We start from the raw sequence: 21893 nt of genomic DNA, 5'->3' as shown, positions 1-21893 counted from the left end.
GGATCAGGCGTGCTGCATCATGCCGTTGAGTGCCTTCAAGCAATCGTCGGCGCATTCGCGGCACATCTTTGCGCAGCGACGGCAGTGGTCGTTGTCATGCTTGGAACACTCATCGATGCAGTGCTCGCACGCGGTGATGCACGCACGCAGCTGGGCTTCGATCACGGCGACATTGCCGGCCGTGCGGCGGGTCGCGGTACGATAGGTGGCTGTGCAGATGTCCGCGCAGTCCATGCAGGCGCGGATACAGGCGGACATATCCATTTCTTCGGCGCTGCAGGCGTCCGCACAGCTGTTGCAGATCGCCGCGCAATACATTGCGTGCTTTACGGCCTCGCCCAGTTGCTCGTTCCAGTCGGCCCCGACTTGCGGGTGTTCCTTGATCATTTCCTTGATCGACATCGATTATCTCCTTTGCCTGATTAGCGTGCGAGGCTGGGGATTGGTTCCGAAATGTCCCACTGGCGTCTTGGCGAGACACCTCGTTCCAGCTATGTTCCGCTCATGGATCCTACACTTCTTGCCCTGATCGTTCTCGTCGTCGGCCTTGCTGCGGGCGCCATTGCCGGCTGGTTCATCGGTTCGCGCCCTGCCGCCGACTGGAAGGCACGACATGCCGAACGCGATGCCGAGGCGAAGGAGCTTGCGGAGAAGCTGTCCCGCATGGCGCCGGAACTTGCGACAATGTCGGACCGTGCCGCACGGGCGGACGATCTTGCGGCCAAGCTGGACGCTGCGCGAGACGAAAATACCGCGCTCAAGGCGCAGGCTGCAGGGTTCGAGGAACAGAAGCGCCTGCTCGAGGAAAGCCGGGAAAAGCTGCTCAAGGAGTTCGAGAATACCGGTGCCAAGGTGCTGGAAGCCGCGCGCGAGCGGTTCAGTAGCGAGGCGACCAGCAGGCTGGGCGAGGCCGAGGCCAAGCACAAGGAAGCCGTGGCTTCCCTGCTCAAGCCGGTGAACGAGCGCCTGCAGAAGTACGAGGAGCAGGTTGGCTCTCTCGAACGCCAGCGCGCCGATGCATTTTCGCGCCTTCATCAGCAGATCGAAGGAATGCGGATTTCGCAGGAGGAAGTGCGCAAGGAAGCGCAGCGGCTCGGCAACAGCCTCACCAATGCCCCCAAGGCACGCGGTCGCTGGGGCGAGCGGGCATTGCAGAATGTGCTCGAACAATGCGGGCTTGCCGAACACACCGACTTCCATCTCGAACAATCGATGGAAACCGAAGGCGGGCGGCTGCGTCCCGATGCCATCGTCAATGTTCCAGGGCAGAAGAAGCTGGTCATCGACGCCAAGGTCTCGCTCAACGCCTATCAGGCGGCGTTCGAGGCCGATGACGACGACGAGCGTAAACGCCACCTCGACCAGCATGCAAAGTCGATGCGTGGCCATGTCCAGACGCTGGGTTCCAAAGGCTATCAGAGCCAGTTCGACGATGCGCCAGATTATGTCGTGATGTTCGTGCCGGGCGAACATTTCGTGGCGGCGGCGCTCGAACACGATCCCGAGCTGTGGGACTTCGCCTTTCACAACAAGGTTCTGCTCGCAACGCCGACCAATCTCGTCGCCATTGCGCGTACGGTGGCGCAGGTCTGGCGACAGGACACGATCGCTCGCGAGGCGGTGGAAATCGGCAAGGCCGGGGCGGAGCTTTACGATCGCCTTGCCGTTGCAGCCGAGCACATGAAGCGCGTCGGCGGGGGCCTCGAAACTGCAGTCAGCAATTACAACAGGTTCGTCGGCAGTTTCGAGCGGAATGTGCTGTCATCGGGGCGCAGGTTGCAGGAAAAGGGCATCGAGATCGGCAAGCGCGAGATCGAGGAAATTCCGCTCGTCGAAGGTACGCCGCGTTACACCGCTGAGGATGTGAGTGATGCGGAACCGCAGATTGCCGCTCCGGTTGATGGGGAGGAATAGAATTTGGTCAGGACCTGTATGAAAACCGCATTCTCGCTCACCAGCGCCCTCGCACTATCGATGATCGTCGCAGCCTGTTCACGGGCGGAACCGCCCTCCGAAAAGCTGCGCGATTCGGTCGAGACTGCGATCAATGGTGTGGCGGAAACCGTCCAGACAACCGAACTGCAGGCCGGCCCGTATTCCCCGCGTAACGAGTGCGACGCCTTGCCGGGTGCCAAGGAGTTCCTGGCATCGCTCGGCCGCGCGGTCGAAGCGCGCGATGCCGATGCGCTGATCACCATTACCAGCCCCGATGTCGAACTCGATTTCGGTGGCGGTTCCGGAACCTCCACCCTCCGGGATCGGCTTGGTGATCCGGATTACAAGCTGTGGGACGAACTGGCCGCGCTCCAGAAGCTGGGCTGTGCTGCCAGTGATGACGGGTCGATCACGCTGCCCTGGTATTTCGCGCAGGACATGAACCTCGACGATCCCTATTCGGCGATGCTGGCACTGGGCGAGCGGGTTCCGGTGCGCGCCAAGGCTTCGGTAGATGCTGAACCGATCGAGTTCGTTGCCTGGGACCTCGTGACCCTGATCAACGACGGCTATACCGAAAAGCCGTTCCTCAATGTGCGAACGCGTGCCGGGCGCGAAGGCTGGGTGGCCCGCGAAGACCTTCGCTCGATCGTCGATTACCGGATGCTCGCCAACCGCAGCGAGAATGGCTGGCGGATCAACTTCTTCGTCGCAGGCGACTGATCAGGCTTCGAGGGTCTCCAGCACTTCATAGGCGAGTACTGCACCTGCGACTGCAGCGTTGAGGCTGTCGGCCCGCCCGCGCATTGGCATGGTTACGCGCAGGTCGCATGCGGCTTCGTATGCTTCGGGAAGCCCCTGAGATTCATTGCCGACCAGCACGAAGCACGGGGCGGAATAGGGTGCGCCGCGATAGGGCACGGCGTCGCGCAGGCTAGCGGCGACCAGTTGCCCTTGGCCGCCACGTAGCCAGGGCAGGAATTCGTCCCATCTCGCCCTTGCAACTGTCTGGGTGAAGATCGCCCCCATGCTGGCGCGCACCGCCTCCACGCTGAATGGGTCGGCGCAATCGTCGATCAGGATCAACCCGCCTGCGCCGACTGCATCGCCCGTGCGCAGCATCGTGCCGAGGTTGCCCGGATCGCGAAGTTCCTGCGCCACCAGCCATATCTTCGCGCTCGTGCGGTCGACGGCCGAAAGCGACGTATCGAATTCGTCGAAAACCCCCGCGACAGCCTGCGGGTTGGACTTGCCCGTGATCTTTTCGAGAATGTCGGGCGATGTTTCGATGATTTCCCCGCCAGCCGCGCTAACCGCATCTTCCAGGGCATCGATCAGCGGGTGCGGATCGCGTCCGCTAGCCATCACCAGGGTTTCCGGCACATGGCCGGATTCGCGCGCATCGGTCAGCAAGCGCAGGCCCTCGGCCATGAACTTGCCAGCAGCCTTGCGATGCTTCTTCTCGCGCAGGGAGCGCAGGAACTTTACTGTCGGATTGGAAAAGCCGGTAATCTCGCGGCGCATCATGTCTTCTCGCTCATTGCCGAGCCCGCGTCTGGATCACTCTTCGCCGAAGCCATCATCGACGAGCGTGACGAGCTGTTCCAGAACATTGTCCGCGTCGGTTCCGGACACGATAACTTCGATCTCGTCACCCTTGGCAGCACCGAGCATCATCAGCCCCAATATCGATCCGCCGGCAGCTTCGTTTGCACCCTTGGTGACGCGTACCTGCGTCGTATCGGGGAGCGCGCTGACGGCGCCGACGAATTTGGCGCTGGCACGTGCGTGGAGCCCGCGCTGATTGACGATCGTTACGGTGCGCCGGACTTCGCTCATGCCTTCGCCCGCTTTTCCGGTGTGCCCTGTTCGAGAAATTCGCTGGCGACCGTGATGTAGTTGCGCCCCGCATGCTGCGCCGCCTCTACCGCGTCATGAACGTCCATCGACTTGCGCGCGCCTGACAGGCGGATCAGCATCGGCAGATTGATACCGGCGATCACTTCGACATGCCCTGCATCGAGCAGCGAAATGGCAAGGTTCGAAGGCGTGCCTCCGAACAGGTCGGTCAGGATGACAACGCCCTTGCCTGCATCGACCTTGGTGATGGCGCTCGCAATCTCCTTGCGCCGCTGTTCCATGTCGTCGTTGGGGCCAATGCACACGGTAGCGACCCCGTCTTGCGGGCCGACGACGTGTTCCATCGCGTGAACGAATTCTTCTGCCAGGCGGCCATGGGTGACCAGAATCATACCGATCATGATTGCGAGAGAGTTCCGTTACCTGCGGGCGTGCGACGCCGTTGTGATCTTGCCGGGAAGTTCAACGCTTTTGTCCTTCGATCTCGTCGGTTGCGCGCGATCCCAGATTGCGGTGGCGGACAGTGGGCGAAAAACCTGACTCGCGCAAGCTTTCCGCCATACGTTCGGCAGTGAACACGCTGCGATGCCTGCCGCCAGTGCATCCGAAGGCGACATGGACATAGCTTTTCCCCTGCGCTTCGTAGAGCGGCAGCAAGGTCAGCAAGAGGTCGTGAATCTGCTCGAATGCTGGCTTGAATCCGGCGTCCTTTTCGATGTGTTCGCCCACCGGCGCATCCATTCCGGTCAGTTCGCGCAAGCCGGGTACCCAGTGCGGATTGTCGAGGAAGCGCATGTCGAACACCAGGTCCGCGAGCGGGGGCATCCCCCGTGCGAATCCGAAGCTCGAGACAGTCAGCGTCATCGGCTGTGCGCCAGTGTCGCCGAACAGGTCGCGGATGTGCTGCTGCAACTGGTTGGAAGAAAGCTCGCTGGTGTCGACGATCATGTCCGCCCACCGCCGCAACGGGTCGAGCAATTCGCGCTCCGCCTTGATGCCCTCTTGCAAGGGGCGTTCCTGTGCCATCGGATGACGGCGGCGGGTTTCGTTATATCGCCGTTCCAGTTCGCCCCCGTTGCAATCGATAAACAGGGTCGAGATCGCCAAATCGTCCCGCTGTGCGAGATCTTTGACGAGGTCGATGATTTCGGCAGGGACAAATCCGCGGGTCCGCGAATCGAAGCCGATCGCCAGCATTCCCTGTTGTCGGTCTGGCTTGGCGACGAGGCGCTTGAGCAGGCGGACGGGAAAGTTGTCGATCGCTTCCCAGCCAAGGTCTTCGAGCACTTGCAGCGCGGTCGTCTTGCCCGCTCCGGAAAGTCCGGTGACGAGAAGCACGCGCTGTTTGCCCGAATGGGGACCAGTTGAACTCATGGCCGTCCTTGTTGCGCCGTTGCTTCGCAAAGTGAAGGAGAATGTCGGCGGCCGGTCAAAATGCGACACCATGCAGCTTCAAGGCCCACTGGGCGCGGAGCGCTGCGTTGGGGGCCTTCGCGTCGAAGGGCAGGACCGGGATCGCGACATTGCCCATCGTTCGCATGACCAAAGTGTCGGGCAATCTTTCGGGACTGCCATCGAGGTCGAGGATCAATGCGATTGGAGCTGATCCGGTCGGCAGTTCGACGATGCCGACACCGCGGATTTCCAGCTTGCCGGCGATGTTCGGCGGGGGAAGGGCGATAGACCTGTTGCCGGAAGTATCGATCCGGATGCCGTCGTCCCCGATCAGCATCGCGCCCCGATCGATTATCGCCAGTGCGAGGGAGGATTTGCCGCTACCCGGCTTTCCTTCGATCAGGATCGCGCGACCGTCGATCGCAACAGCCGACACCCCCGACACGATGGAAAAGTGGTCGCTCATCGCGCGGCGGGCAGGTCCAGCCTCATGCAGGCACCTGGCTTTCCGTCGAGCCTGCTTTGTGCAGTCAGGATACCGTCATGCGCCTCTGCAATAGTGCGGGCAATCGCGAGGCCGAGCCCCGAGTGATTGCCGAAATCTTCCGTTTCGGGCCGCACCGAGTGGAAACGCTGGAACACCTTCTCGCGGTTTTCTTCGGGGATACCGGGGCCGCTGTCACAGACAGTCAGCACTACCCGTTCGCCGTCGTTCTCGACCATCACCTCGACCGATGCTTCCGGCGGCGAAAAGGACACGGCGTTGTCGAGAAGGTTTTCGACCACGCGTTCAAGCCGCGCACCAACGCCGGTGACGATCGCAGCATAACCGCGCGAATCCAGCACGATCCGGTGATCGAGGTTCTCCGCGCGTGCCTCTCTCGATCCGACGATGCGCTCCACGAGCTTGGTCAGGTCGATCCGTTCGAGCGTGGCGCGAGACATTTCCGCGTCGATGCGGCTGGCATCGGAGATCTCGGTGACAAGGCGGTCGATCCGCCGGACGTCGTGCGTGGCGATGTCGGTCAACTGCTTGCGAAGGTCGGGATCCTCGACCCGCGGCAGCGATTCGATGGCGCTACGCAGCGAAGCCAGCGGGTTCTTGATCTCGTGCGCAACATCCGCGGCAAAGCTGTCGACGGCATCGATCCTCTGGCGCAGCGCGCTGGTCATGTCCGAAACTGCACGCGCGAGCAGGCCGATTTCGTCCCGCCTTTCGGGCAGGCGGGGGACCTCGACTTCGCGCTCGCGCCCTTGCCGGACGCGCAGGGCGGCGCTCGCCAGCAATCGCAGCGGGGCGACGATGGTTCGGGCAAGGTAAAGCGACAGCAGGATCGAGGCGATCATGGCGAAGAAAACCGCCAAACCCAGTGTCGAGCGCGCGGCGCGTACGTTTTCCGTGATGTCGACCGCGTTGCGCGTCGTCAGCAGCGTGGCGCCGTTCAGCCCGACCGGCGCCGCGGCATTGATGACAGGCGTTCCGTCCGGCGCATCGCGCAGCTGGATCTGGGAGAGACCTTCCTCTCGTGCGCGAACGAGTTCTGGCCATGCGTCCGCCGAAGGATCCTCGGGCTCGTTGTAGTCGGGGATCGGTTCGGCACCGACGATCGTGTCGACCGCGCGGTCGAGCATTTGCGCAAAGTCGTCGGACAAATTGTCCTGCCGGATATCGTCGAACTCGAATGATGGTTCAGCCAATTCGAAGCTGTCAGCCCATAGGCGGCCCTCAGCGTCATACATGCGCACCCGCATCCGCTGTTCGCGGCCGATCTGGACCAGCAGCGCTTCCTGCCGTTCGCGTGTGGCACCTGCCAGCGCTTCGGCGGTGATCTGCGCTTCGATACGAGCCAGCTTGTAACGTTCTGACAGGAGCTGCTTGCGATAGGAATCGAGGTAGAAGATGCCGCCACCCAGCAGCGCCAGCGGCAGGATGTTCACGACCAGGATGCGCGAGGTAAGCGACAGGCGTCCCGCCCAGCCGAGCGGCTCGAGGTTCTTGTCCAGTCGCATTCGCTGCAATGTGCTAGCCATCGGTGAAGCTGTAACCTGCGCCGTAAAGCGTTTCTATTGCGCCGAACTCAGGGTCGGCCTGCCGGAACTTGCGGCGCATCCGTTTGATGTGACTGTCCACGGTGCGATCATCGACGAAGATGTCGTCGGGATAGGCTGCATCCATCAACTGGTTGCGGCTCTTGATGACGCCGGGCCGTGCCGCCAGCGCTTCCAGGATAAGGAATTCGGTGACGGTAAGCGAGACGGGCGCCCCGTCCCACGTCACCTGGTGACGGGCCGGATCCATGTGGAGGCGGCCGCGGTTGAGCGACGGGTTGGAAGGCTCGCCATCACCCACGTCGCTGTCCAGCGGGCGGGTCGGGTCGGCCCTTCGCAGGATCGCCTTTATGCGCGCCAGCAACAGGCGCAGGCTGAACGGCTTTGCGATATAGTCGTCGGCGCCAAGTTCCAGCCCGGCTTCCTCGTCCTGTTCATCGTCCTTGCTGGTCAGGAAGATGACGGGAAGGGCGGAATGTTCGCGCAGGCGGCGGAGCAATTCCATGCCGTCCATCTTCGGCATCTTGATGTCGAAAACAGCGAGGTCTGGCGGATTTTCCAGCAGCGCCTTCAAGGCAGTTTCGCCATCGGAATAGACCCGAGTAACGAAACCCTCTGCCTGGAGGGCGATCGAAACGGTCGTCAGGATGTTGCGATCGTCATCGACAAGAGCCACGACCATCTGGTCGCGCTTGCCGCTTTCCACCGTTTCCATCTCGTCCATGGCCGAGGCCCTTTCTGCTTTGCTCGCACGGGATTAGCGGTATCGTGTTGATGAAACAACGCGGCTGCGAATTTGGTCCTTTGGTCTTACGATGCGCGGACCGGTTTGACGCATGCCGCACGTCGCACTAGAGGGTTGCCGATCCCATGCATTCGTATGCAAATGTATCGCGAATCGCATGACCCGAGTCGATCCCGGCCGCCATCCCGGAACTGTCGCAGGAGAATTTCGTGTCCACTCCGCTTGCCCGCCCCCTTTCAGCCCAGGGCTTCGAAACGTCCGCCAAGATCCACGCCAATCTCGGCACGCCCCAGCTGGTCGAGCATGCTCTCGATCGTGGTGAGGGCAAGCTGGCGAAAGACGGCCCGCTGGTCGTCGATACTGGCAGGTTCACCGGCCGCAGCGTGAAGGACAAGTTCGTCGTCCGCGACGAAACGACCGAAGACACGATCAACTGGGGCGCGATCAACCAGCCGATGAGCCCGGAACACTTCGCCAATCTGAAGGCGGATTTCCTCGAGGCTCTGAAGGGTCAGGACGAACTCTATGTGGCCGACCTGTTCGGCGGTTCGCAGCCCGAATATCGCGTCAACGTGCGCGTCATCACGCAGATGGCCTGGCATTCGCTGTTCGCACGCACCCTGCTGGTTCGTCCGACCAAGGAAGAGCTGGCCGATTTCGACCCCGAATACACGATCATCAACCTGCCGAGCTTCAAGGCGGACCCGGAACGCCACGGCAGCCGCAGCGACACGGTGATCGCGGTCAGCTTCACTGAAAAGCTGATCCTGATCGGCAACACCGAATATTCGGGCGAGATGAAGAAGGGCGTCTTCGGCATCCTCAATTACCTGCTGCCTGCGCAGGGCGTGATGCCGATGCACTGTTCGGCAAATGTCGGCCCCGACGGCAAGACGGCAATCTTCTTCGGCCTTTCGGGCACGGGCAAGACGACGCTTTCGGCCGATGCCAGCCGCACGCTGATCGGTGACGACGAGCATGGCTGGTCCGACACTGCTGTCTTCAATTTCGAAGGCGGCTGCTATGCCAAGATGATCGACCTGTCGGCAGAGGGCGAACCCGAAATCTACGCCACGACGAAGATGTTCGGCACGATCCTCGAAAACGTCGCGATGGACGAGGACACGCGCGAGATCGATTTCAGCGATACGAGCAAGACCGAGAACACGCGCGGCGCCTATCCGATCAACTACATCCCGAACACCTCGGCCGAAAACCTCGGTCCGGTTCCGGCCAATGTCGTGATGCTCACCGCCGATGCATTCGGCGTGTTGCCTCCGATCTCTCGCCTCACGCCCGACCAGGCAATGTATCACTTCCTGTCGGGTTACACGGCAAAGGTCGCTGGCACCGAGATCGGCGTGACCGAACCCGAAGCGACTTTCTCGACCTGTTTCGGCGCTGCATTCATGCCGCGCCACCCCAGCGTTTACGGCAACCTGCTGAAGGAACGTATCGCAAGGGGCAATGCGACCTGCTGGCTGGTCAACACCGGCTGGACCGGCGGCCAATACGGCACAGGCAGCCGCATGCCGATCAAGGCAACCCGCGCACTGCTCAATGCGGCACTCGACGGTTCGCTCAACAATGTCGAATTCCGCGTCGATCCGAATTTCGGGTTCGAAGTGCCCGTCGCGGTTCCAGGTGTCGACAGCGCGATCCTCGATCCGCGTTCGACCTGGGCAGACAAGGAAGAATACGACCGCACCGCCAGCAAGCTGGTGCAGCTGTTCATCGATAATTTCGCGCAGTTCGAAAGCCACGTCGATCAGGGCGTGCGCGAGGCTGCGCCGGGGGCCGCCGTGGCGGCCTGACAACCGTTTTCCCGGTTGGAGAGGGGGGCCTCGTTCCTAAGGGAACGGGGCCTTTTCTTTGCGCCGGCTTTGCGTCAGAATGTACGCTTCTGATCCCTTTGGTGGAGAAATGACATGAGCCTGTTCGATCAAATCCTCGGTGCCGCTCACGACCATCCGACGGTCAAGAACCTTGCCGACAAGATGGGTGTGGATCCGCGTACGGTCGAGAAGGCGGTTGCCGGACTTGCGGAGGCGCACCACCAGGATGGCGACACCGTGGGCCTTGCAGCCAAGCGCACCGGTATCGACGAAAGCATCCTGGCGGAAGTTCGCGAAGCGGTCGGCGGCGAAGGTTCGCTCGCAAAGTTCATGCAAATTCTCGATGCCGATCACGATGGCAATCCGCTCGACGATATTGCCGACTTTGCCAGCAAGTTCTTCGGCAAGAAGTGAAACGAAAAGGGGCCGGAATCCCGGCCCCTTCAAACGGTCTAATGTGCGCCTGACCTAGTCGAGGAAGCTCGACGGCACCTTGCCGCCATTCTTGGCCAGCTCCTTCATCGTCTGCTTGTGCAGCCAGATGTTGTCTTCGGCGCTGCCCGAATAATCGCTGCGGCCCAGTTCGGTCGCGAGTTCCTTGCGATTCTCATAGGATGAATCGACGCCGATCAGCTTCATCAGGTCGACGATCGAGGTGCGCCAGTTCAGCCTGTCCGCGCCTTCCATGCCATCGAGACGCTGTTCGACATCGACTTCGCTCATGCCCTGCTTGTGTGCGGCAGAACCCCATCCGGCGCCACCACTTGGGGCAGTGCTGGGTGTCGGCGTGGTCGGCACGGTCTTGGCCTCTGCCTTCTTGCCAAAAATTGCATCCTTGATCTTGCCGAAAATACTCATCGCGCCGTCTCCTTCGTCAGTTGTCCCTGTTACAACCTATTGAACAATCGAAGGTCGAGGGATGTTCCGCCGCAGCCAATATTCGTCTAGCAGGATGTCATGACCATACGGAGACAGGTGTGAGCGCGGTCCTTTCCATCCTGATGCTGGCGGCGGTTGCGCTGGTGATCGGCGCGGTCGCGCTGTGGCGCAAGACGGGCGAGTTGAAGCGCCCGCTGCTGATGGTTTTCCTGGCCGTGATCGCGGTACTCAACATCGCGATCTGGACGGTGCCCGATGCGAGCGGGGATGCCCCGCTCGACAAGGTTTCGGGTCAGTAGTCAGTCCGGCATCTGCCAGCGGACGGCATTGGAATAGGTGCCGCGGGTGCTCGTACCCGTCGTATCCTTCGCAGCATCGAACCGGGCGCGCCTGGTGACGAGATCGCAAGTCGCGTCGTCCAGCGCCGGGTGGCCGGTGGACTGCGTGATCTGGCAGCTTTCGACACGGCCGTTCGATCCGATCTCCAGCTTGAAGCGGGCTGTGCCCGACAGTCCTTCGCGGATCCAGCGGCTCTTGTAGTCCGCGTCCGTCACCCATGCGCCCGGATTGTTGCGCGGGCTTGCGCCTTCGGCAGGCATGCCCGTCGGTTTGACGGGTGGGGTTTCACGAACAGGGGGCAGCACTTTAAGGATCACTTCGTCGGTCATCGGCGGCAATTCCGATGTCGTATCGACGAAGTTCGGCTTTGTGGGCAGCGGAATGGGTGCCGGCGGGACGTAGAGCGGCGGCGTCACCGGGTCGACCTGGGGCTCATCGACCGGCGGAGGCGGGGGAGGCGGTGGCTCGACCTCGTCCTTCACATCGAACGCGGCGACCGGACCATCGGTGATCAGGTTGACGACATTTGTCTGCAGGCCGAGCACGATGATCGCGCCCAGTCCGGCGTGGATGGCAATAACCCCCGCAACGGCGGCGGGGCGGTTGGCATGGCTCTGCGAAACATAGCTCATGATGCGGCTCCTCTCACTTTGCGAAGCCGCGCCTTGGCGACTCCATATGTGCAATGTTACAACATAACATTTCTGAGGCAAGAGATTTCGCGTTGCAAATCAGGACCTTTGGTGTGGTGGACCCTTGCGGACGCCCGATTACTTGATCGGGCAGTCCGGCGAGAGGCGGAAGTCGAGGTAGTTGTCGACCGAACCCATCAGGTCTTCCATTTCGTTTTCGAAGAAATGGTTGGCACGGGGAATTTCCTCGTGATGGATCGTGATGTGCTTCTGCGTGCGCAGCTTGTCGACCAGCTTCTGGACGGCGCCCGGCTGCACGACCGTATCGGCTGCACCCTGGATGAAGATGCCGCTGGCAGGGCAGGGGGCAAGGAAGCTGAAGTCGTACATGTTGGCCGGCGGTGCGACCGAGATGAAGCCGCGCACTTCGGGGCGGCGCATCAGCAGCTGCATGCCGATCAACGCACCGAAGCTGTAGCCGGCAACCCAGGTCGTCTGTGCTTCGGGGTGGATCGACTGGACCCAGTCGAGCGCCGATGCAGCGTCCGAAAGTTCACCGATCCCATTGTCGAAGCTGCCCTGGCTGCGGCCGACGCCGCGGAAGTTGAAGCGCAGGGTCGCGAAACCGCGGTCGGCGAATGTCTTGTACAGACGCTGGACGATGCGATCGTTCATCGTGCCGCCGCCTTCAGGATGCGGGTGCAGGATCATTGCAACAGGCGCACGCGGACGCGGCGGAGGGGAGAAACGACCTTCGAGACGGCCTTCGGGGCCGGGAAAGATGACTGAGGGCATCGAAAACCTTGCAGAAAATGGCCAATTCGCGAGCGGCCGGGTGGCCTATGCGAAGTCGGTGGCTATATAGGGCGTGATGTAAAAATCGCAATCATTTCGCGCACGTGACCATCGGGGGCGACCCATTCCTGAACGCATCTATCTCGATCATGCCGCAACCTCCCCGCTGCGCCCCGAAGCGCGCGCGGCGATGGAAGAGGGGTTTCGCATCTGGGCCAACCCATCGAGCCCGCATGCCGAAGGGCGCAAGGCGCGCGCCGCACTGGAAGATGCGCGCGAGCGGATCAAGGCGCGCCTCGGGTTGGGCCAAGGTGACAAGAACTACGAGCTGATTTTCACCAGCGGCGCGAGCGAAGCTGCGGCCCTTGCCTTGCAACAGGCGAAGGCAGGGGCGCGGCTGGTGAGTTCGGTCGAACACGACGCCGTCCTGAAGGCGGTGCCCGATGCAGAACGATTGCCGGTCCTTTCAAACGGCGCGCTCGATCTCGAGAATTTGCGCGAAGCGTTGCAGCGGGAAAATCCGCTGGTCGCAGTTCAGCAGGTGAATTCAGAGACCGGCAACCGCCAGGATCTCGAGGCGATTTCTGCCATGGTCGAAGATGCCGGCGGCATGCTGCTGGCGGATTGTGCGCAAAGCGCGGCCAAGTTGGCGCTGCCGCCTTGCGACATGGCGGTTTTGTCCGCGCACAAGTTCGGTGGGCCGATCGGCATCGGAGCATTGCTGGTAGCAGATTATGCCATGCTGTCCCCGACCGGTGGACATGAACGCGGCTATCGTCGAGGGACCGAGAACCTGCCCGGGGCGCTCGGCATGGCAGCGGCACTCGAGGTAGCGGGCCAACCCTATCTCGACCCGGCCATACTCAAACCGCTTGACCAATTGGCTGACGAGGTGCGCGCCGAGGGCGGCACCTGGCTGTCCGACAGGCTCTTAGACTCTACACCCTATATTCGCGCCATCGCCATGCCGAACATGAGCGCGACGGCCCAGGTCATGCGCTTCGACATGGCAGGTATTGCGGTCTCGCAAGGCAGCGCCTGTTCTTCGGGCACGATGAAGACCAGCCATGTCATGGAAGCGATGCAGGTCGAACCGGAAGTGGCTGCCAACACCATCCGCGTCAGCCTTGGATGGAATACGACCCGCGAAGAAGTGGAACGGTTCTGCGATGTGTGGTTAGGGATGGCCCGATCATGATTTATCTCGACTACCAAGCCACCACGCCGCTGGCCCCTGAAGCGCGCGATGCCATGCTGCGCTGGCTCGACGGACCGGAAGGGACGGGCTTCGGAAACCCCCACTCGCCCCATCGCATGGGGCGGCAGGCTAAGGCCGCAATCGAACTGGCGCGAGAGCGCGTTGCGGCCCTGCTTCCACCCGGCGGACGCGTGATATTCACCGGAAGCGCCTGCGAGGCGATCAATCTCGCCATGCGCGGTTCAGGCAGGGGCGGCAGCATATCATTAAGCTCATCCGAGCATGCCGCCGTGTACGATACGGCAAAGACATTGGGGCAGGCGCATTTCCTGAATGTCGCTGCCGATGGCCAGTGCAATACGAACCAAGATGTGCCAGCCGATTGCCGGCTGATCGCAGTCATGCAGGTCAATAACGAGATCGGCACGATCCAGCCGACGGCCGAGTGGCATCGCAAGGCGAAGGAGAACAACGCTCTCTACCTGTGCGATGCGGTGCAGGCCTATGGCAAGATCGAGGTTACCGGCGCGGACATGATCGCAATTAGTGCGCACAAGCTTTATGGCCCCAAGGGTATCGGCGCGCTGTGGGTGCGCGACGGGGTCGAACTCGATCCCCAGATCACCGGCGGTTTGCAGGAAGGCGACAGGTCCGGCACGCTCAGCCCGGCGCTGGTCGCAGGGTTCGGCGCGGCCGCCCATCTCGCGAAAGAGCGGATGGAAGAGGACGCCGATCATATCGAGGCCATGTGGAACCGCGCCAGGGAACTGTTCTCCGACTGGACCCTGAACGGCGGCGAGGATGCGCGCCTGCACGCCAATCTCAACATCCGGCGCGACGGGCTCGACGTGAACCGGCTGATGTCGGAATGCCGGGATGTGATGTTCAGCGCGGGAAGCGCCTGCGCCAGTGGTTCGGGCCGCCCGAGCCACGTGCTGAAAGCAATCGGACTATCGGACGCCCAAGCAAAAAGCTCTGTCCGCTTCGGCTTCGGGCGTTACACCACGCTCGAAGAAGTCGAGACTGCTGCGGCGAAGATCAACGCCGCGGTGAAGGAGCAGGGTTTGTGACCATTACCGTCCGCTTCATCGACGCCAGGGGTGGCGTCACAGAAGCGACAGCCGAAGCCGGCGACAACCTGCTGCGTGTCGCACAGGCGGTCGGCATGCCGCTGGAGGGGACATGCGAAGGGCAGATTGCCTGTTCGACCTGCCATGTCATCGTTGCCGATGATTGGTTCGGCAAACTGCCCGATGCCTCGGAAGAGGAAGAGGACATGCTGGATTTCGCTGCCGGTGTGAAACGGTGCAGCCGCCTGTCCTGCCAGATCGAGCTGACGCCCGAAATGGACGGTCTGACAGTCACGATCCCGATCGAAAGCTACGACATGCGCCGCAAGTAGCTGCGCGGCGAAAATTCTCGAACGCCTAGCTCACATGGAAAAACCCCGCCGCATTGCTGCGACGGGGTCCTCGCTGTGAGTCTGTCGGATCAGGCAGCTTCGGCCATCTTGCTCTGAAGCTGGCTGATCAGTGCCTTTGAGAACGCCGGAATGTCGTCCGGGTTTCGGCTGGTGATCAGATTGCCATCGACTGCGACTTCGCAATCATGGACCTGCGCACCTGCATTCTTGAGGTCGGTACGGATGGAGGGCCACCCGGTCACGGTCTTGCCGTCCAGGATGCCTGCTTCGGCGAGCAGCCACGGCGCATGGCAAATAGCGGCTACAGGCTTCCCGGCGTCGTTGAATTCGCGCACGAGTTCGATGACGCGATCGTTCATGCGCAGGATGTCAGGGTTCATCTGGCCACCGGGCAGCATCAGCGCATCGTAATCGCCGGTGCTGACTTCATCGACGGTCAGGTCGACCAGAACGCTTTTGCCCCAGTCCTTGTCCTGCCAGCCCTTGATCTCTCCGTCGTCGAGGCTGGCAACAGTGGTTTCGATTCCGGCATCTTCGAGATTGCCCTTGGGGCCCAGAAGTTCTGATTGCTCGAAGCCGTCCGTCGCGATGATGAGTACGCGTGTCATAGATAACTCCTTGTTTCGGTTTCGCTTGATCAACGGGCGGGGAAAGCGAAATGTTCCATGCTGACAGGTGAGCCGTGGCTCTGATAGGGCGAGATGTATGTCGACCACAGAACTCGATGATTCAGGCCCCGATCCATTCGACGCGATCGTCGATGCACCCTTCGATTCCGCGCTGGAGGAACGCTACCTCGTCTATGCGCTGAGCACGATCACGGCGCGTTCGCTGCCCGATCTGCGCGACGGGTTGAAGCCGGTGCACCGCCGCCTCCTCTGGGCGATGCGGCAGCTGAAGCTCGATCCGTCGAGCGCGTTCAAGAAATCGGCCCGCGTGGTCGGTGACGTGATCGGTAAATACCACCCGCACGGCGATGCATCCGTCTATGATGCGATGGTACGCCTCGCGCAGGATTTCGCTCTACGTTACCCGCTGGTCGAAGGGCAGGGGAACTTCGGCAATATCGATGGCGATAACGCTGCTGCCTATCGCTATACCGAGGCGCGCCTGACCAAGACCGCGCTGCAACTGATGTCGGGCCTCGACGAAGGGACGGTCGATTTCATCCCGACCTACAATGGCGAAGAGGTCGAACCCGAAATCTTCCCAGGCCTGTTCCCGAACCTGCTGGCCAATGGCGCAAGCGGGATCGCGGTCGGCATGGCGACCAATATTCCCAGCCACAATGTTGCAGAAATCATCGATGCGACGCTGGAACTGATCGACAATCCCCATGTCGAGCATGCGCGGCTGATGGAGCTGTTCCAGGGTCCCGATTTTGCAACCGGCGGCCATATCGTCGACAGCGCCGATGTCATTTCCCATGCCTATGAGACCGGGCGCGGCAGTTTCCGCGTGCGCGGTGTCTTTCACGCGGCCGAAGCTGAAAAGCCGGAGGATCGCGAGGCCGGGATCGAACGGCTGGGCGGCGGCCAGTGGCAGCTCGTCATTTCGGAAATCCCCTACCAGGTGCAGAAGGGCAAGCTGATCGAGCAGATCGCGCAGGCGATCGCCGACAAGAAGCTGCCCATCCTCGAAGACGTCCGCGACGAAAGCGACGAGCAGATCCGCATCGTGCTGGTTCCGCGCACGCGCAACGTCGATCCCGAATTGCTGAAGGAATCGGTGTTCAAGCTCACCGATCTCGAAACGCGCTTCGGTCTCAACCTCAACGTGCTCGACGCCCACCGCACACCGATGGTGATGGGGCTGAAGGAACTGCTGCAGAACTGGACCGCGAGCCAGATCGAAATCCTGCAACGCCGCAGCCAGCACCGGCTCGACCAGATCGCCCGGCGGCTGGAGCTGGTCGAAGGCTATATCATCGCCTTCCTCAATCTCGACCGCGTGATCGAGATCATCCGTTACGAGGATGATCCCAAGGCAGTGATGATGGAGGAATTCAAGCTCACCGACCGGCAGGCGGAAGCGATCCTGAACATGCGCCTGCGGAGCTTGCGCAAGCTCGAGGAAATGCAGCTTCGCCAGGAAAAGGACGACCTGCTGGCAGAGAAGGACGAGCTCGAAAAGCTGCTTGGTTCGCCCGCCCGCCAGCGCACAAGGTTGAAGCGCGACCTCAACGCCCTGCGCAAGGAATATGGCGAAGATACCACGCTCGGCAAACGCCGGACACGCATCGAGGAAGCCGAACCGGCGGTCGAATTCAGCATGGACGCCATGATCGAGAAGGCACCGGTCACGGTGATCCTGTCGAAGAAGGGCTGGATCCGTGCGGCCAGCGGTCACGTCCCGCTCGACCAGGAATTCAAGTACAAGGAAGGCGACGAACTCGCCTTCATCGCCCACGCCCAGACGACGGACAAGATCCTGATCGCGGCGGAAAACGGGCGATTCTACACCCTAGGCGCGGACAAGCTGCCGGGTGCGCGCGGCTTTGGCGAACCGGTCCAGTCGATGATCGACCTTGAGCCGGAAACGCGGGTCGCTGCGATGATAGTCCACCAGCCCAAGGACCGGCTGTTGCTCGGTTCGTCGGTCGGCAAGGGCTTCGTCGCCGAAACCAGCGAATTGCTGGCCGAAACGCGCAAGGGCAAGCAGGTCGTGAACCTCAAGGGCGATGCGAAGCTGGTCGTGGTGCGGCCCATCGGCGAAGGTCATGACCACGTCGCCTGCGTTGGCGAAAACCGCAAGCTGGTGGTGTTCAACCTCGAAGAAGTGCCGGTGATGTCGCGCGGGCAGGGCGTAACCCTGCAGCGCTATCGTGATGGCGGCCTGTCCGATGCCAAGACCTTTGTCCTAGCAGACGGACTCAGCTGGCAGATGGGGGGCAAGGGCGACCGTACGAGGACCGAGAACGATATCTGGCAATGGAAGGTCGCGCGCGGTGCGGCGGGTCGCATGCCGCCACAGGGCTTCCCCAAGGACAACAAGTTCGCGGGCGAATAAGCCCGGACCTGCAAGGAGCGCCGCTTGATCCGAAAGAGCCCTGACTCTGGACCGGCGGCAATTGTCCTACTCGCCTTTTTCGGGCCCCTCGCTGTACTCGCAATTGACCAGCATTTTCAGGCATTCGAAATGCTCGAAAATCCAGGTTTCGCGTTGTTGGCAGTAGGCGCGCTGGCGGGGCTGATCACCGGCATCGCTATGGCTCATAAATTTGCTGCGAGGCTACCGGCGGAAGCGCACCTGACAAAGGCGGGCCGGGTCGTATTCCTCCTGCTTTATACCTTGTACGGAGCAGGGGCTGCATCGGCGGCCTATCGCCATACTGCGACGCTGTCCGTGCAACCAGCCAGCCTTGGCGAGCAGGCCTTCGTCATTCACGATGCCAGCCGCCTTACATCGCGTAACAGGGAGCGAAAGCTTTACCTGGTTGGACCAGACAGCGATTGGGACCGCGTCGTGCAATCGACGTCGCGCAACCTGCATGAACGCTACAGCGTGGAAGCCAACAAGGACCGCGACTGCATCCAACTAGAGGTGATGCAAGGACGGTTCGGCCTGGAATTCGTTCGGAGAGATCCGGTTTTCGAAGAAGCTATCCTTCCCGGGTGCAGCTTCGGGCGCGAATAGAAAAAGGGCCGCGAGCGTTTCCGCCCACGGCCCCTTTCATTTCGTTATGGAAGCCTCGGCTTACTGAGCGCCGACGGTGGCCCCGTCGATCTGCTCCAGCGTGAACAGCGCCATCAGGCCGCCATTCGCGTCGACTGCGAAATGTTCGCGCTTCAGGGTCACGAGACCTGCGTCGCGCTCAACCACGATGGCATCGGCTTCGCTGTCGATTTCCTTGACCGTGCCGACGGCCTGGCCATCAGCCGAAACGACTGCTGCAGCAACCAGCAGGGCAGCGTCACGCTTCGCATTGGCGGCGGCGATCTGGTCGTCCATCATCTTGTTGAGGACAGTCTTGGTCACGGTGATGGTCAGGCCGGTTTCGGCTTCGCCGAAGGATTCTACACCCAGCGGAACCTTGTGCTTGCCGGTGTCGAGCACGGCCTGGCCGTTGGTCACGCTTTCGATCTTGCCGACTTCATTGCCTTCGGGTCCGTAAACGGTGGCACCCACAGCAACGTCGGCTGCGTGAGCCGCGATCGGGGTCGCCGCAAGCGCGGTGGCCAGGAAGGCGAGCTTCGCAAACTTCATGTAAAATCTCCAATTGGTTACTTCAGACGCGTCGCCAACCGCTGTCCTCACGCGGGGAGAGGCGACAAAAATTCGATTGTAGGGTGGCGGCACGAAGAGGGTGCGAGAACCGCCTGAAGGCCCGGAACGGGACCTTGCGGTGACAGGTCATAGCCACAAGGGCGCTATCCTGACAACCGCCCCCTTGTAGCAATCTCAGCCTGAAGCTGGGCTGAAGCACGGTGTCAGCGTTTGGCCAGTTCCTGGTCGAGCAGCTCGGAAACGCGGGCCTCGTCTGGAAAACCTTCGCGAACCCAGCGGTGTTCGATCGATTGGAGGATGCGGGCCACTTCAGGTCCGGCGGCCACCCCGCGAGCGACGATTGCGCCGCCTTTCAGCGGGAATTGCGGGATTTCCCAGTCACGAACGGTACCGGTATCGACCCCTGCCAGAAGCAGCCGGTCGATCGCGCAATCCAACCCTTCCGAATAGGCGAGGGCGCGGGGGTTTTCGCTGTCGGACGAGGTGCGCGAGGCCACGCAGGCGAGCCGGTTGCGCTGCGATCTCGACAGGCGCAGCCGCGAGGCGACTTCTCCTGCAACTTCGGGCATCGGAGGCAACAGCGCGGCAAGGCGGCGCATCGGATCGGGATCGATCCCCTGTTCCCGTTCGCGCGCGATCATCGTCGCCATCGTCCTGACGAAGGATTTGCAGCTTTCAGGCAGGATGACCTTCAGCACGCCGCGGTCGAGCATGCGCGCCACGGTATCGGACGGATCGGGCAGGGTGAGCAGATTCTGCAATTCCCAGCCGACGCGTTCTCGCGACAGGCCCTTAAGTGTTTCGGCCATTTCGGCACAGGCATCTTCTGCCTGCTGGTCCAGCGCGGAGCCGAAGCGGGCCTGGAAACGGTAGTACCGAAGGATACGTAGGTGATCTTCGCGGATGCGTTCATGCGCATCGCCGATGAAGCGCACGCGCCGCGCCGCAAGGTCGTCCAGCCCGCCGAAATAGTCGAAAATCTCCAGCGTTACCGGATCGGCATAGAGCGCATTGATCGTGAAATCGCGCCGTGCGGCATCGTCGCGCCATTCGGTTGCGAAATTGATCGTCGCGCGGCGCCCGTCGGTCGAAACGTCATGCCGCAGCGTCGTGATCTCTACATTGCCGCTTTCGAAGATCGCGGTGACGGTACCGTGATCGATCCCCGTCGGCACGGTGCGGATTCCGGCCTCGTCGAGGCGGTTGATGACTTCTTGCGGTTCGAGGGTCGTCGCAGCGTCAATATCGTGGACCGGATGGCCCAACAGGGTGTCGCGGACCGCGCCGCCAACCCAGCGCATGTTGTCTTTACCGAGAGCATCGACGAGCGCGGCAAGATCCTCGCGCTTCGGCCATTCGGCCTTCTGCAATGCCCCCAAATCGACCTCACCGGTCATCGAACAGCCCCCCGTGCGTGATCCGGCGCGACAGGTTGGCGATGATCGCCGCCGTCACGCCCCAGATCCGGAAACCCTGATAATCCATTTCGAGATATTGTCGCATCTTTCCGCGCCAGAAAACTTCCTGCTCGGTCCAGTTTTCGCGTCGGAGCACCAGCGAGAGGGGCACTTCGAACCATGCCTCTACCTCGTCAGGGTTGGGCGTCAGGTCGAGGTCGGGGGGAACCACGCCTAGAACCGGCGTCACGTCGAAACCGGTACCGGTCTGGTAACGATCGGTCGTGCCGATGATCCTCACCTGGGACGGGTCGAGCGCGATTTCCTCATGCGCCTCGCGAAGGGCCGCCTGCACGGCATCTTCCCCCGGATCGATCTTGCCACCGGGAAAGGCGACCTGTCCCGGATGGTCGCGCATGTCGCGCGGTCGCTGGGTCAGGAGCAAGCCCGGTTCATCTCTTTCGGTCACCGCGATCAGCACGGCCGCTTCTGTCGCCCTGCCAGCTTCGGCAAAGCGGGAATCGGTCATCAGGTCGGGAATGTCTTCCCGGTGCCCCTTTTCGAACAGGTCTGCGAGGCGGTCGAAAAGTGCGCTCATTCGGGCGTCAGCGTATATCGTTCGCCCTGGCTTTCGACGGTCCAGTCGTCTCCTTCGGCCAGGGCAATTTCGGCCAGCTGCTGGTAAGTGCTGCGATTGAGCCGCGCTTCGCAACCGCGCCGGACATGAAGGTAGATCGCCGGCGTATCCACGTCCCCTGCAGCGCGCAGGGCGTGATCGGGACCGGCAATCAGCAGCTCGTCGGTATTGAGACGGAATGCCAGCCCTCCGTCACGCCGTGCACAATCGGTCGCGATGAAGGCCGCATCCTCGACTTCTATCGTAAGTGCCTCGAACGGCGTCACCAGCCAATGCTGTCCATCCTCGTCGCGCTTCAGCAATCCGGCAAAGGCGCGGACCATGGCATCGCGGGTGATCGGCGATCCCTGATGGTACCAGGTGCCATCGGCAGCGATCCGCATTTCGCTGTCACCCTTGGACTGGGGTGCCCATCCTTCAACGGGGGGCAGTTTGCGCGCAGCGACTTGCTCGGCAATTTCACCCAGCGACAATTCTGCGAGATATGGGGGCGGTTCGTAAGGCATTCGGAATCCCGCGATGCCAGAGAGAGGTTAATTCGCCAACC

General features: G+C 61.8%; 26 protein-coding genes. 10 read left to right on the top strand and 16 right to left on the bottom strand.

Going from position 1 to position 21893, the window contains the following annotated elements:
• Positions 1-3: 3 nt before the first annotated feature.
• A complete protein-coding gene (locus AMC99_RS08710) occupies positions 4-402 on the bottom strand; it encodes a four-helix bundle copper-binding protein (protein ID WP_061925546.1) in 399 nt (132 codons plus the stop codon).
• A gap of 102 nt (positions 403-504) precedes the next feature.
• Here AMC99_RS08710 and AMC99_RS08705 point away from each other — a divergent pair, with 102 nt between their 5' ends.
• Together AMC99_RS08705 and AMC99_RS08700 are read left to right on the top strand one after the other, a co-directional pair.
• Entirely contained in the window at positions 505-1914 is a 1410-nt protein-coding gene (locus AMC99_RS08705; protein ID WP_061925543.1) for a DNA recombination protein RmuC, read from the top strand.
• 18 nt (positions 1915-1932) lie between these two features.
• Positions 1933-2658 carry an SH3 domain-containing protein gene (locus tag AMC99_RS08700; protein WP_061925540.1) on the top strand — a complete coding sequence of 242 codons (726 nt, stop codon included), beginning with the start codon at positions 1933-1935 and terminating at the stop codon, positions 2656-2658.
• Here the strand turns inward: AMC99_RS08700 and AMC99_RS08695 are convergent, their stop codons facing one another.
• The 7 genes from AMC99_RS08695 to AMC99_RS08665 all read right to left on the bottom strand — a co-directional run bounded on the left by AMC99_RS08695 (position 2659) and on the right by AMC99_RS08665 (position 7963).
• Positions 2659-3462 carry a TrmH family RNA methyltransferase gene (locus AMC99_RS08695; protein ID WP_061925537.1) on the bottom strand — a complete coding sequence of 268 codons (804 nt, stop codon included), beginning with the start codon at positions 3460-3462 and terminating at the stop codon, positions 2659-2661. It lies immediately after the preceding gene.
• A 33-nt stretch (positions 3463-3495) separates the two neighbouring features.
• Positions 3496-3774: an HPr family phosphocarrier protein gene (locus AMC99_RS08690; RefSeq protein ID WP_061925534.1), complete on the bottom strand. Its 279-nt coding sequence runs from the start codon at positions 3772-3774 to the stop codon at positions 3496-3498.
• Entirely contained in the window at positions 3771-4196 is a 426-nt protein-coding gene (locus AMC99_RS08685) for a PTS sugar transporter subunit IIA (protein WP_061925532.1), read from the bottom strand. The genes AMC99_RS08690 and AMC99_RS08685 overlap by 4 nt, the downstream gene beginning before the upstream one ends.
• 61 nt (positions 4197-4257) lie before the next feature.
• Complete coding sequence (gene rapZ, locus AMC99_RS08680; protein ID WP_061925527.1) at positions 4258-5169, bottom strand: RNase adapter RapZ; 912 nt, start codon at positions 5167-5169, stop codon at positions 4258-4260.
• A gap of 55 nt (positions 5170-5224) precedes the next feature.
• Entirely contained in the window at positions 5225-5656 is a 432-nt protein-coding gene (locus AMC99_RS08675) for an HPr kinase/phosphorylase (RefSeq protein WP_061925524.1), read from the bottom strand.
• Complete coding sequence (locus AMC99_RS08670) at positions 5653-7221, bottom strand: stimulus-sensing domain-containing protein (protein WP_061925521.1); 1569 nt, start codon at positions 7219-7221, stop codon at positions 5653-5655. Before AMC99_RS08670 ends, AMC99_RS08675 begins: the two co-directional genes overlap by 4 nt.
• The gene (locus tag AMC99_RS08665) at positions 7214-7963 is read right to left on the bottom strand and encodes a response regulator transcription factor (protein WP_420805547.1); all 750 of its coding nucleotides are present in this window, start codon (positions 7961-7963) and stop codon (positions 7214-7216) included. Before AMC99_RS08665 ends, AMC99_RS08670 begins: the two co-directional genes overlap by 8 nt.
• A gap of 230 nt (positions 7964-8193) precedes the next feature.
• Here AMC99_RS08665 and AMC99_RS08660 point away from each other — a divergent pair, with 230 nt between their 5' ends.
• Both AMC99_RS08660 and AMC99_RS08655 read left to right on the top strand, forming a co-directional pair.
• Positions 8194-9798, top strand: a complete 1605-nt coding sequence (locus tag AMC99_RS08660; protein WP_061925518.1) for a phosphoenolpyruvate carboxykinase — start codon at positions 8194-8196, stop codon at positions 9796-9798.
• A 114-nt stretch (positions 9799-9912) separates the two neighbouring features.
• Positions 9913-10233 carry a hypothetical protein gene (locus tag AMC99_RS08655; RefSeq protein WP_061925515.1) on the top strand — a complete coding sequence of 107 codons (321 nt, stop codon included), beginning with the start codon at positions 9913-9915 and terminating at the stop codon, positions 10231-10233.
• A gap of 54 nt (positions 10234-10287) precedes the next feature.
• Here the strand turns inward: AMC99_RS08655 and AMC99_RS08650 are convergent, their stop codons facing one another.
• Positions 10288-10677 carry a DUF3597 domain-containing protein gene (locus AMC99_RS08650; RefSeq protein WP_061925512.1) on the bottom strand — a complete coding sequence of 130 codons (390 nt, stop codon included), beginning with the start codon at positions 10675-10677 and terminating at the stop codon, positions 10288-10290.
• Positions 10678-10796: 119 nt separating this feature from the next.
• Between AMC99_RS08650 and AMC99_RS08645 the strand changes: the two genes are divergently transcribed.
• Positions 10797-10997 carry a hypothetical protein gene (locus AMC99_RS08645; RefSeq protein WP_061925509.1) on the top strand — a complete coding sequence of 67 codons (201 nt, stop codon included), beginning with the start codon at positions 10797-10799 and terminating at the stop codon, positions 10995-10997.
• Here AMC99_RS08645 and AMC99_RS08640 read toward each other — a convergent pair whose 3' ends face one another.
• A complete protein-coding gene (locus AMC99_RS08640; protein WP_061925504.1) occupies positions 10998-11669 on the bottom strand; it encodes an energy transducer TonB in 672 nt (223 codons plus the stop codon).
• Positions 11670-11807: 138 nt separating this feature from the next.
• Positions 11808-12464, bottom strand: coding sequence for an alpha/beta hydrolase (locus tag AMC99_RS08635; protein ID WP_061925501.1), 657 nt, complete (start codon positions 12462-12464; stop codon positions 11808-11810).
• Between the two features lie 190 nt (positions 12465-12654).
• Here AMC99_RS08635 and AMC99_RS08630 point away from each other — a divergent pair, with 190 nt between their 5' ends.
• Genes AMC99_RS08630 through AMC99_RS08620 form a run of 3 tightly spaced genes read left to right on the top strand, consistent with a single transcriptional unit; the run spans position 12655 to position 15064 of the window.
• The gene (locus AMC99_RS08630; protein ID WP_232301356.1) at positions 12655-13662 is read left to right on the top strand and encodes a cysteine desulfurase family protein; all 1008 of its coding nucleotides are present in this window, start codon (positions 12655-12657) and stop codon (positions 13660-13662) included.
• Positions 13659-14732, top strand: a complete 1074-nt coding sequence (locus tag AMC99_RS08625) for a cysteine desulfurase family protein (RefSeq protein ID WP_061925495.1) — start codon at positions 13659-13661, stop codon at positions 14730-14732. The genes AMC99_RS08630 and AMC99_RS08625 overlap by 4 nt, the downstream gene beginning before the upstream one ends.
• Before the next feature lie 2 nt (positions 14733-14734).
• A complete protein-coding gene (locus tag AMC99_RS08620) occupies positions 14735-15064 on the top strand; it encodes a 2Fe-2S iron-sulfur cluster-binding protein (protein ID WP_232301547.1) in 330 nt (109 codons plus the stop codon).
• Between the two features lie 89 nt (positions 15065-15153).
• Here AMC99_RS08620 and AMC99_RS08615 read toward each other — a convergent pair whose 3' ends face one another.
• A complete protein-coding gene (locus tag AMC99_RS08615; protein WP_061925490.1) occupies positions 15154-15693 on the bottom strand; it encodes a type 1 glutamine amidotransferase domain-containing protein in 540 nt (179 codons plus the stop codon).
• A gap of 97 nt (positions 15694-15790) precedes the next feature.
• On the opposite strand from AMC99_RS08615, the gene parC reads away from it, so the two are divergent.
• Together parC and AMC99_RS08605 are read left to right on the top strand one after the other, a co-directional pair.
• Entirely contained in the window at positions 15791-18094 is a 2304-nt protein-coding gene (gene parC, locus AMC99_RS08610; protein ID WP_061925487.1) for a DNA topoisomerase IV subunit A, read from the top strand.
• Between the two features lie 129 nt (positions 18095-18223).
• Complete coding sequence (locus AMC99_RS08605; protein ID WP_061925485.1) at positions 18224-18721, top strand: hypothetical protein; 498 nt, start codon at positions 18224-18226, stop codon at positions 18719-18721.
• Between the two features lie 60 nt (positions 18722-18781).
• Here AMC99_RS08605 and AMC99_RS08600 read toward each other — a convergent pair whose 3' ends face one another.
• The 4 genes from AMC99_RS08600 to AMC99_RS08585 form a co-directional block, all read right to left on the bottom strand.
• Entirely contained in the window at positions 18782-19291 is a 510-nt protein-coding gene (locus AMC99_RS08600; protein ID WP_061925482.1) for a hypothetical protein, read from the bottom strand.
• 224 nt (positions 19292-19515) lie between these two features.
• Positions 19516-20709: a CCA tRNA nucleotidyltransferase gene (locus tag AMC99_RS08595; RefSeq protein WP_061925479.1), complete on the bottom strand. Its 1194-nt coding sequence runs from the start codon at positions 20707-20709 to the stop codon at positions 19516-19518.
• Complete coding sequence (locus tag AMC99_RS08590) at positions 20699-21307, bottom strand: CoA pyrophosphatase (RefSeq protein WP_061925476.1); 609 nt, start codon at positions 21305-21307, stop codon at positions 20699-20701. Before AMC99_RS08590 ends, AMC99_RS08595 begins: the two co-directional genes overlap by 11 nt.
• Positions 21304-21852, bottom strand: coding sequence for a DUF1285 domain-containing protein (locus AMC99_RS08585; RefSeq protein ID WP_061925473.1), 549 nt, complete (start codon positions 21850-21852; stop codon positions 21304-21306). Before AMC99_RS08585 ends, AMC99_RS08590 begins: the two co-directional genes overlap by 4 nt.
• Between the last annotated feature and the right edge of the window lie 41 nt (positions 21853-21893).

Source organism: Altererythrobacter epoxidivorans (assembly GCF_001281485.1).
GTDB lineage: Bacteria > Pseudomonadota > Alphaproteobacteria > Sphingomonadales > Sphingomonadaceae > Erythrobacter > Erythrobacter epoxidivorans.
Note: the sequence above shows the minus strand (reverse complement) of the source record. Positions and strands in the feature narration are given on the sequence as shown.